The sequence below is a fragment of the Bacillus proteolyticus genome (assembly GCF_001884065.1).
Lineage (GTDB): Bacteria > Bacillota > Bacilli > Bacillales > Bacillaceae_G > Bacillus_A > Bacillus_A proteolyticus.
The window spans coordinates 1-10,174 of sequence record NZ_MACH01000031.1 but is presented as its reverse complement, the minus strand read 5'-3'; the positions used below and the strand labels follow the sequence as shown (position 1 = coordinate 10,174).

Annotated in this window: 11 protein-coding genes and 1 pseudogene; 4 read left to right on the top strand and 8 right to left on the bottom strand. The window is 31.8% G+C overall.

The genetic code is table 11. The features are described from left to right. The 3 genes and pseudogenes from BAQ49_RS03935 to BAQ49_RS03925 all read right to left on the bottom strand — a co-directional run. A pseudogene (locus BAQ49_RS03935) lies at nucleotides 1-141 on the bottom strand (ATPase); the annotation flags it as partial. A 239-nt stretch (nucleotides 142-380) separates the two neighbouring features. Beyond that, nucleotides 381-578, bottom strand: coding sequence for a hypothetical protein (locus tag BAQ49_RS03930; protein ID WP_071744269.1), 198 nt, complete (start codon nucleotides 576-578; stop codon nucleotides 381-383). Between the two features lie 160 nt (nucleotides 579-738). Then, nucleotides 739-1,302, bottom strand: coding sequence for a DUF3967 domain-containing protein (locus BAQ49_RS03925; protein ID WP_244159072.1), 564 nt, complete (start codon nucleotides 1,300-1,302; stop codon nucleotides 739-741). A 329-nt stretch (nucleotides 1,303-1,631) separates the two neighbouring features. On the opposite strand from BAQ49_RS03925, the gene BAQ49_RS03920 reads away from it, so the two are divergent. Next, complete coding sequence (locus tag BAQ49_RS03920; protein ID WP_071744268.1) at nucleotides 1,632-2,330, top strand: CsxC family protein; 699 nt, start codon at nucleotides 1,632-1,634, stop codon at nucleotides 2,328-2,330. Nucleotides 2,331-2,582: 252 nt separating this feature from the next. Here BAQ49_RS03920 and BAQ49_RS03915 read toward each other — a convergent pair whose 3' ends face one another. Continuing rightward, complete coding sequence (locus BAQ49_RS03915) at nucleotides 2,583-3,104, bottom strand: DUF3967 domain-containing protein (protein WP_071744267.1); 522 nt, start codon at nucleotides 3,102-3,104, stop codon at nucleotides 2,583-2,585. 558 nt (nucleotides 3,105-3,662) lie between these two features. Here BAQ49_RS03915 and BAQ49_RS03910 point away from each other — a divergent pair. Continuing rightward, nucleotides 3,663-4,421, top strand: a complete 759-nt coding sequence (locus BAQ49_RS03910) for a CsxC family protein (RefSeq protein WP_071744266.1) — start codon at nucleotides 3,663-3,665, stop codon at nucleotides 4,419-4,421. Between the two features lie 578 nt (nucleotides 4,422-4,999). On the opposite strand, the gene BAQ49_RS03900 is transcribed toward BAQ49_RS03910, so the two are convergent. Further along, nucleotides 5,000-5,329: a hypothetical protein gene (locus BAQ49_RS03900; RefSeq protein ID WP_001970498.1), complete on the bottom strand. Its 330-nt coding sequence runs from the start codon at nucleotides 5,327-5,329 to the stop codon at nucleotides 5,000-5,002. Between the two features lie 370 nt (nucleotides 5,330-5,699). Here BAQ49_RS03900 and BAQ49_RS03890 point away from each other — a divergent pair, with 370 nt between their 5' ends. Next, nucleotides 5,700-5,879 (top strand): hypothetical protein, encoded by a 180-nt coding sequence (locus BAQ49_RS03890; RefSeq protein ID WP_244159071.1) that lies wholly within the window; start codon nucleotides 5,700-5,702, stop codon nucleotides 5,877-5,879. Nucleotides 5,880-6,108: 229 nt separating this feature from the next. Here the strand turns inward: BAQ49_RS03890 and BAQ49_RS03885 are convergent, their stop codons facing one another. Both BAQ49_RS03885 and BAQ49_RS03880 read right to left on the bottom strand, forming a co-directional pair. Continuing rightward, complete coding sequence (locus BAQ49_RS03885) at nucleotides 6,109-6,762, bottom strand: MarR family transcriptional regulator (protein WP_071744262.1); 654 nt, start codon at nucleotides 6,760-6,762, stop codon at nucleotides 6,109-6,111. 260 nt (nucleotides 6,763-7,022) lie between these two features. Further along, nucleotides 7,023-8,489, bottom strand: coding sequence for a plasmid recombination protein (locus BAQ49_RS03880; protein WP_071744261.1), 1,467 nt, complete (start codon nucleotides 8,487-8,489; stop codon nucleotides 7,023-7,025). 502 nt (nucleotides 8,490-8,991) lie between these two features. Here BAQ49_RS03880 and BAQ49_RS03870 point away from each other — a divergent pair. Continuing rightward, on the top strand, nucleotides 8,992-9,378 hold the full coding sequence (locus BAQ49_RS03870) for a spore coat protein (protein ID WP_071744260.1): 387 nt from the start codon (nucleotides 8,992-8,994) through the stop codon (nucleotides 9,376-9,378). A gap of 508 nt (nucleotides 9,379-9,886) precedes the next feature. Here the strand turns inward: BAQ49_RS03870 and BAQ49_RS03865 are convergent. Continuing rightward, a partial coding sequence (locus tag BAQ49_RS03865; protein WP_071744259.1) for an ATPase occupies nucleotides 9,887-10,174 on the bottom strand: 288 nt, incomplete at its 5' end.

Below are 10,174 nucleotides of genomic sequence, written 5' to 3'. Positions count from 1 at the left end.
TGTTCTTGTACCGTCAAGTCTAAAAGATCTAACTACCCCAGTAAGTGGACCTGCAGTACGATTGAGAATTTTAACCCTAGCTCTAGTTGCATTAGTAGGCTGATTTCCTACATTTTCAATTGGACCAGTAGAGAAAGGCATTTTAAATTCACCTCCTACTAAATTAATAGATTAATAACCTATAGATTATAGTTTCATAGTATTCAATATTTTATTAAAATGATCCAAATCAATTAACCAATTCGTTTTAAAAATAAAAATAAAGTTTACATAACACCACTTATCAGCAGTCCATGTATCTCAAAATCTATAAAAAAATCCCTTTAGATCTTCCTTCTAAAGGGATTTTCCGTTCACATAATCTGTATTATCAGTAATTTTTATTTATCCAATTTAAAATACTCTGGATGTTCTGCTTTCATAGATAAAATGTTACCACACTCCGTGCAAACATCAGCAATCACACTTGAAAATTGATTAAAAAGGTTATTCGTACTAATAAGTCTTAAACATGCTTGGACATCTAATGAATCTTGCCTGATTTCTGTAAAACCACAATTAGGACATTTCTTATTCATTTTCAATTCCTTCTTCCTAAGATTTAGTTCACATAAAATCCGATTATCAGTAGTATCCAAAAAAGTTCAGGGTTCTCATATGACTCTAAACTTTACTTTTATATTCATTTTTCTATATTTTTTAGAGGTGGCGAAAAATAATTAATCAAATTTCAAAAAATTATTTCCAAAAATCATACCATTTCTTATCTTTACTTGCTGCAATCATCTTCTTAACTTCCTGGACTTCCCTTATTGTTTGCATGAGCATTTCAGCGCGTCCCTGATTATTCGCTACGTCTTCGCTAGTATTCGTCGCTATAAGCGTTTGGGATTCCTGTATCGTTTGTATAGCGCTCAATAACTCTGATTCTCTTTGTGCAAATCGCTGGTCTTGTTCAACTAAACGTTTGTTTAATTCTTGTAGTAATTCATTTTGCTTTTCAATGACCTCGTTTTGATCTGGAAGCATCGTCTGTAGCGTTGTAGCGTTGAAATCCGATTCTTCATAGCGCTCAATTTCGTGTCGCTCTAATGGCAATACCTCAACGCCTTGATGCCATGATACTATTTGTTTTGTGGCGTTTTCTAATATCATGTCTGTGTCGTTCTTTAGCTTAATAACCTTACGAAACACCATTACATCACTTTCTCTATACTTCCTATGCCCACGTTCATTCTTTATGAAAGTATAACCCTCTTTTTCTAATACATCAGCATACTTACGTAATGTACTAGATCGGATACCTAATTACTCTGCCACGTCGCCAGGACCATATAGCGTCTTCATAGCGTCTCACCTCAAAAATATATTCGCTATAGCAATGATATACTCTTTTTCCTAATAATTCACGTATCACTCTTTTTTTATAATAATATTTTATTGATTTATTCATATGTATAATTAATGAACTGCAGATAATCATATATTATTGTCTGTAGTTAATTAATTAACTTCAATAAACAAATTGCAAAAGCTGTTATACATACATATACATAAATGAAAAAAATAAATACATTGGCATTAAACAGTTTTAAAAATCTAAAATAATTTCAAAAAGGAGATTAAATAACATGAGTGAGCAATGTCCAATTAATGTATCATGTCATGTGGTAGGACAAACTCGAGCATCATTAAATAATGGAATTACAGCACCAATTATTACTACAGAAGCACCTATTGTACAAATACCAGTTGTATTAGCTGAAAGAACAATTCAAATTGTTGTAGAATCCAATATTTCATTAGATCCTCCAGCAATTGAAATTAAACGTATCTTAACAAACAACGTATTTTTGACAAAAGGTAAGTTAATTCCTCTAGCATTTACTCCAATACCAGGTACAAATTACCGCCTAGTTACAAAAGCTAAATTATTTTTACAAGGATATATTCGTAAAAATATTGAATATGCAAATGATGAATGTAATAGAGTTATATATAACCGCATTGTAAATGTTCCATTTTCTGGTTTTGCAGATCTAATAGAGGATGATTTTCTATCTCTAGCTTTAATAGCTGCTTCCTCAGATACTACATCTCATTTTATTAATCCTAAAAACGTTGATTTACCACATTTAGAAAAATATTCCTTCGAAAATACAGTTTTTTATAACAAACAACCATATTGCGAATTAATCAGTGCTCAATTTGTTGGATTAGACTTTTCACCTTGTCTAACAAACTTAAACGAACCATTTGATACTCTTCGTGAAAAAATTGTATTAGACCTTACTTTAAAAGTTTTACAAGTACAACAAGTACAAATTTAAAACAAAGAAAACTTCTTATTTTTCAAAATCAACCTACTTAAAAAGAACACCAATGCCCGTTGATGTTCTTTTAAAAGAAATTATAAAATAAAATGAAATAAGTGAGCGAAACCTATTCCAATACTACAATATATGCTTGACTAACATTTATAGTGCTAAAAATTCAATATCATTATTAATAATAAACAAAAAGCTCACTTCTTATCTTTTTTCAAATAAAAAGCAAAAATCTCTTTATCATTAGATTTTAATTTATTTACCAAACAGGCGACTCCAAAATGACTTCTTCTGTTCTGAAGCTGCTATTAAGCGATTGCTATCCTGTATTTCTTTTAATACCTGCATTAATTGAACATCTCTTTGTTTTTCTCTTATTATTCGTTGAGTATCTTTTTCCTGTAAAAGTTTACTTTGTTGATCCAATCTTTGGATCAACTCTAAATTAAGTTGTTCCAATCGTTCTATACGTTCTACTAATACTTTTATGTGTTCTGTGTCTGCTACACTATCCGTAGCAACAGTTGCTACCTCATTTTCTTCAACACTTGATATCACTAAATTTACAGCCTGTTCTAGTGTTATACTCTTCTTGTTCATAACTGCTATTAGCCGTTCTATAGTTGCTACGTCTTTATGAAAAAAGACTCTAGAATTATTATTACCTCGCTCAAAAGGATACCCGGCTTCTTCCAGGGCAAGGCAATATTTACGTAAAGTACTTGAGCCAATCCCTAAGTTCTTGGCTACCTCTGATCCCCAATAAGTTTGAGCCATAATTTGTCCTCCCTCTGCTCTAAGCTGTTCTTTAGTTGCTATATAGTGTTTTCCTTCTTTAGAAAGGTAACACCTTTTTTTCAAATTTAAAGAAATGTTTTTATTACCTTTTACAGCCACTAACTAATATTTATGTATTTATATATTTTAACTTAAATTTACTTTCAAATCATCTAAAACAATATCCATTATATTCAAAAAAGAAAGGAAACCTATTAGTAACTTCCTTTCTTTCCAAGGAGATTTGAATATAATCGTAAACAAGTGCACCACTACTCGTCTCACACTATAATCTATGTTTTCTTATTCAAAATAGTGCAATTAACTTTAGTATTATTTATCTTTTTTAAAATATAAGAAAACCGACCAAAATTTTAACGAAAACACATACTAAGTAAAGTCTAATACAAAAAACATTAATTTTATTAATCTAATTTAGCTTATTATATTTCAAAATGAGAAAAACCACTATTATACATGCCCTCACACAAATAGATATATTAAATATTATGTTAAAGCAGATACTTTTAAATAAAAAATAAACGGAGGTTTTTTTAATTGAATCAACAAGAAGACTATTATTCTGATGATCATCATAAAGATTGTAAGGTTAAATCAGAAACACAAACTCCATTCAGTGATACTCCAGCACAGCCTGTTCTTACAAACAATCCAATAGTTAAAATTCCAGTTGTATTAGCAGAAAGAACGCTTCAAATTGTAGTCGAAGCAAATATTCCACTTCATCCACCAGCAGTAGAAATTAAAAGAGTATTAAAAGATGTATTTTTACAACAATGTAAACTAGTACCTGTTGAATATGAGCCAATTGGTGAAACAGGATATTGGCAAGTAACAAGAGCAAAATTGTTTGTAGAAGGTTTCATTCGTAAAAATATTGAATATGCTGCTAAAGACTGCAATGGCGTCATTCATGATAAAATTGCAAAAGTTCGATTCTCTGGTTTTGCTGATTTAACTCGAAATGACTTTCTTTCTTTCCCAATGTTAGCCTTTACTTCGGAAAATAAGGCTCGTTTCATTAATCCAAAAAACACTGATGTTCCTCGTCTAGACAAATTCTTCTTTGAAAATAATGTTTTCTATAATGAACAACCATTCTGTGAATTAATTAGTGCAGAATTTTATGAACTTGATTTTTCACCATGTGATCATGATGATGATTATGGTCATGGTCATGATGATTCATGTGATAAAAATCATGAAAAAGAATTTGACAAATTACGTGAAAAAATCGTTCTTGATCTTACTTTAAAAGTATTACAAACTCAACAAGTACGAGTTGGTCGCAACTAATTAAAAATCTTCATGCACCAAAAAGAAAGAAGAATCCTAAAAAATTCTTCTTTCTTTTTTATTAAATTTATTCACTAAAAAGAACAACTTCAAAATGATTCCTTCTGTTCTATGTCTGCTACGCTACCTATAGCAACAGTTGCTATGTCAATTTCTTCAGTACTTGATATTACTAAGTTTATAGCTTGTTCTAGTGTTATGTTCTTCTTATTCATAGCTGCTATCAGCCGTTCTATAGTTGCTACATAACGTTTTCTTTTGCATCTACCAATCTAATAATTTATACAAATTTTTATACAAAAAAAGAAAAAAAGAAAATAGCAAAGATCCCTAGAATCCCCGCTACAACAACAATGTATAAAATCTTGTATATGAGATAGATAGACATGAAGACAAGAAACCTTATAAAAACAAGGATTCTAACAAACTATTTGCTACCGATAATGAGACGTTATGTTAACCTCATATGTATAGAATATACAGTTAACTAAAAATGAAGAGTTTACATTTGAAAATGAACAATAAAAAACAGTAGTGTATAAAATCACTACTGTTTTTTATTGTTTCTTATAAGTGAATTATTTGTATTCCTGTCTATATAATTTAAACGAATAAATAGCTCCAACGAAGAATACAAAGGCTTCAAATAATATAAAGATTTGACGGAAATTCTCGATATCTTTACCAACTAAAGAAATAAATATGCAATTCATTAGAATTTGAGTAGTAAACATACAAGAAATAATTTTAAAATAAATAGGATTTGTTCTTTCATCTGGTTTACCAATTTTTTTGTAAATAATAATAAGTGCAATTACTGAACCCAAAAATAGAAGTGCTGTAAGTCCTACAACGATATTAAAATTGCCTGTACTTTCTAACATCCATTTATTTAATAGATCAATCATTATTATCTTCCTTTCCTACATAAGAGAATATTTCGTTCTTCTTTTTCACTATAATAAAAAAAGAAAAAGGAAAACATCGAACTTTCTTACAAACATTCGTGTATTCTTACAGTTTTGTCATTTTGTAAATGTATTCATCGCCTTACCTTTCACTATTTTCTTTGGAAAACATAGTGAATTACGAGAAAGAACGCTACAAGATCAACTTCCGAGAACGAGAATTATGTAAATGAGCTGTCCATATAGGCAGCTCATTTTATTTTTTGCTTAGCGTAGTTTTGTTCTTATCTTTTGGTTTGAAATTTGCTTTTTGGCTAGAGTGTTGGCTCGTCGTGTGGGGGCGAAACCCCACGTATTACGTATCTATTTTGTGAATAAGGACCATTTTGAAACGAATGATCGAAGCGGTTCGGCTCGTATACTTGCTTGTCCAAGTCGAGAACCATTGCTTTGCTTTTTGTCTGTCGGCTTGGCGAGAAAAGCACACGAGCCGAAAAAAGTTTTGCAAGGACAATATCAAAAAGAAAAGGCCGTAGCCTTTTCTTTTTGATATTGAGGGTGGAGATTTTTGAATGATTTTTTCAAAAATACGACCCGTTCCTTGCGGAACTTTTAGCTCTATATATAAGAGTGAGATAGAGAAAATAAAAAAAGTCAGTAATACCAAGGGTTTATAGCATATGGGGTGTTACTTTTTCGTAACACCTGTGTTACTTTTTCGTAACACCTAAAAAAAGGAAAAACATAATAAAAAAAAGATGTCAATGAGAATTTGACATCTAAAATAAGTAGATTGGTAATTTATATTTTTTCTTAGACTCATCAATTTTAAAGTTCCTTAATGAATTTCTAAAAATATGTTGAGTTGCTTTATCTATCCCATCTTTAGGACTACAACACATAATATTAGGATTTACAAACCATGTACGACTTGTGCATGCACGACCATCTTCTGTTGTTATTCCTGCGTCTGCAACTCCTAAAACCCCTTTTTTAAATAAACCATTCATCGTTAAAGAAACATTTTTTCTTGCCATTTTAAAACGTTCGGCTAAATATGTAGGTGATGCTGGAGTAGTTGTATCTACATTGTCTTTATCAATTTTTTGAATAATAACGTTAGTTTTAAATTCTACATATGGAGCAAGTTTAAATAAAAATGCTTCTTCCTTGCTACTCAAATACTCAATTTCAGTAAGATAATTAACGTTATCCATAATTAGCTGCACAAACCTCACCCGATCTGTAGGTTTTTTCTTTTTCCCTATGAAATACTCATCTCCACCAGTTGTTTTACTTAATAACTGCAAGAGCATTGCTTTCTCTTCTTCTGAGTAACCACCGGCTTGCAACTGGTCATAAATACTATCAATCTTACTATCTCTTATTTTTGCCTTCTTTTCAGCTTGTTCAAAATTTACAACTTTTGTCATAAAATAATTCTCTCCCCTAGTGGAAGGAATCAACTTTTATATGTTAGAATGTATATAGAATATATATTGGTTGATTCCAACCTTATTATGAAAAACCGCCTGCCGACCAAAGCATGGGCGGTTTTTCTCGTTTGTATGTTTTTCTCTATAATAACATGAAACCCCTTGTTAAAGCTTTCCGTCTCTTACAAAAACACAACATTCAACCCTCTTTTTCTTCTTCAGACTCATGCAATTCAATACTTTCATCATTATCACTCTTATCTTTCCCTATCAAAATCTCGATGTCTGCTTATTTCTTTCTTATGTTCACGTTCAAATTGATTATCTATTCCCTTCCTATCCAATTCATTTTTAACAATCCCTCTAAGCATCTTAAATTGCTCTTTAAGAACTTTTTTCGTTTGTATATACAAAACTCTTATATTCGTCTGCAAACCCTTTATATGAGCTTTTAATGAGCTAATTTCTATATTTAACACACCAACTTCTTTTTGCAACTGGTTTTTTTCTTGTTTCAATGTTCGATTTTCTTTCATCCATCCCTCTGCATGCACTTTTAAACTCTCATTCTCTTTCACAAAATCTGTCTTTTTTAAACGCTCATAATCCTTTTTGATAGTAACTGCCGCGTTCACTTCCTTTGTAAATTCTTGATATTGTTCCGGTGATAATACATAATTTCTTGTCTGTTTCTTTGTAATTTCAGCTTTCCCAAACATTTTATCTTGTACTTCTGTTATTACTTCTCTATGCAAAAACGGAATCACAACAGGCTCATTTGGTACTTGATCCCTAACACTATCTAATTCTTTTTGCATTTGATTTACTCTTTTTTCTAACTCTACATGACACTGGTTAATTAACTGCAGCTTTTCACTTTCACTCTCTACTTGTTGTTTCACTATCTCTAATTCTTTGTACGTATCAACAACATCACTTTCCAAACTCTTTTTCTCTACTTGTAATTCATTTGTTTTCTCTTCAACGTTTTTTAAATGATGATCAATCATTTGTAACTGCGTTTCTTTTTCTTGTACTTGATTCTCAACAAGTGATTTTGTTTCTGCATATTCCTTGTATTGACGGACTTTCATGTATTTATGTGAACCTACATTGGCACGTTCAAAATTCGGAATGTGTTCTTTCGCTAATTGCTCAATATAAGCCGTTTCCTCTTCTCTCCAAAGCTCAATTAACTTTCTTCCCTTTCCTTCGACACCTTGTTGTTGCAAAGCTCTATCCATTCCGACACGCCTCGTTAATCCTCGACTACTTTCAAAATTCGGTACATAGTTAATATGTAAATGTGGATTGGCTTCATCATCATGCAAAACCATATTATAAACTGCTAGATTTGGATTTCGTCCTTGAAACGCTTCTGCATACTGTTTTAACGCTTTCTTTTTAGCTTCCCTATACTTTGGGTCATCTTTGCCTTCCCCAATCGCTACAACCAATTCTCGTTGCTCATGTGTCTTATCGTCTTTATGTATTTTGTCATAGTAGTCATCAATCTTACGGTCATTCCGTTTTTGTTTCTCGTTATACTTGTCCACTGCTTCTTGAAAAACATCCTTGTATACACTTCGGATGTCCTTTTGAACAAAGTAAATATTCTCGTGTAACCTGGCTGGATCTATGCCAGGATTCCCATGAATATTTTCTCTGTTATTATGGCTTAATGAACTTTGATGAGATTGATTAAATGAGATAGAACCCAACATAAAGTGCCACCACTTTCCCTAGATTAATTGATACCATAAGTCTAGCAAAGCGACGAAATGGAGTCAATTAGAGTAACTCTATACTTATTTTGACACTACATATCAAAATCAATAGGGGTCTGCGACGCTTTTCGGCGTTGCCGAGCCATGCTTAGCATGGCAAAAACAAACCTTGGGCTTTGCCCAAACCCACTGGGGAACTCTTCCCCAGCCCCCCTCTATCCAACTCCCCAACCCCTCAATCCTTGAGGGGCTCCCTCGCCGGTTGGCAGGAACAAACGGTAGTTTGTTCAGTGCCAAGAGGGTTTGGGTGTAGTCCAGTTGGTCAAGTCAAATACTCCCTTCGCTTCACTAGGTCCGTTTTGATTGACCAACATACACAACGACTTCTACCTAAATTCAATTTATAAAGGTACATGCCTTAACCAAATCTATTAATCTAACATACTATGTAAAAGCGACTTTAAATCTATGAAAAAGTTGCTAAGGAGGTGAATATAAAATGGCATCCTTTGAAATTGGAGCAAGATCCCTTTTCAATTTTCGAAACGAACGCTTTTTCTTATTAGTTGAAGATGAAATTACAATTCCAGATCAAGGTGTAGAAATTGATCCAGTTAATATCTACGAAATTGACGAGCAAACTTTCGATTTTATCAGAGATGAAGGAGATACACCTTTAGTTGTACCAGTTGCTACACTCCCAACCGTACCACCTGGATTTAAATTAGAACGAAAATGTATTTTTACAGTCGATAATTCATACTGGGCAATCTATGATTTAGAAAATGGAACTGATGACAATGTTATATTAATCATCAGTGCAGCTTTATTTAACTCATTGAAAAATTCTGGTGTTCGTGAATGTGTACCTCAAAATTTCATTTAATAAATTGGTTAGAACGAAAACCTATAAATCCAATAATTTTGTTTAAAAACATCATCTCTTCATTTTTTAAATAATTATTCTAAATAAGATATAACCAATTTTCTTGAATACTCTTTGAAAAAATTGACCCTTCGTAGTTTTCTATGGGGGGACAATTCGTTATATAAAAAAGTTTTTTAATTATTATAGCGTTTTAAGTGTATTCACCCTTGTTTTTGTTCTGTTGGGCTTGGCAAAAGTCTTTAATAAATCAAAAAAGAATCCTAAATAATTACGACTCTTTTTTGATTTATTATCGAATGTAAACTTTTAGATATTAGTTTACATTCATTTTCCCTTAAACATTAAATTCATACAAAATCTCTTGATATCATCAAAACATACAACAAAAGTATACATTCAAAACACTACAACTAAAGAAGTAATTATATCTAATTCACTTAATCTATGATTATCAACAATTAAATAAGGGTGGGTTATTTTTTAGGTAACCCACCCTTATTTAAAACTAAAGAATCTGCGTTAGTTCTGAATTCAAAACTCGTTGTGCAGCAATAATAACATTACCAGGTGCTATTCCGTAGACACTGTATAAACCACCGTTTTGATTAGGAACAATTTCAACTTCATATTGAAGCGCTTGCCCCAAAGTAGAGTGAACTAAACTTAGATTTATAAATTCAGAAGCATTAGCAGCCACATTAAAGTTTATCTGTTCGATTAGTGTTCTTGTACCGTCAAGTCTAAAAGATCTAACTACCCCAGTAAGTGGACCTGCAGTACGATTGAGAATTTT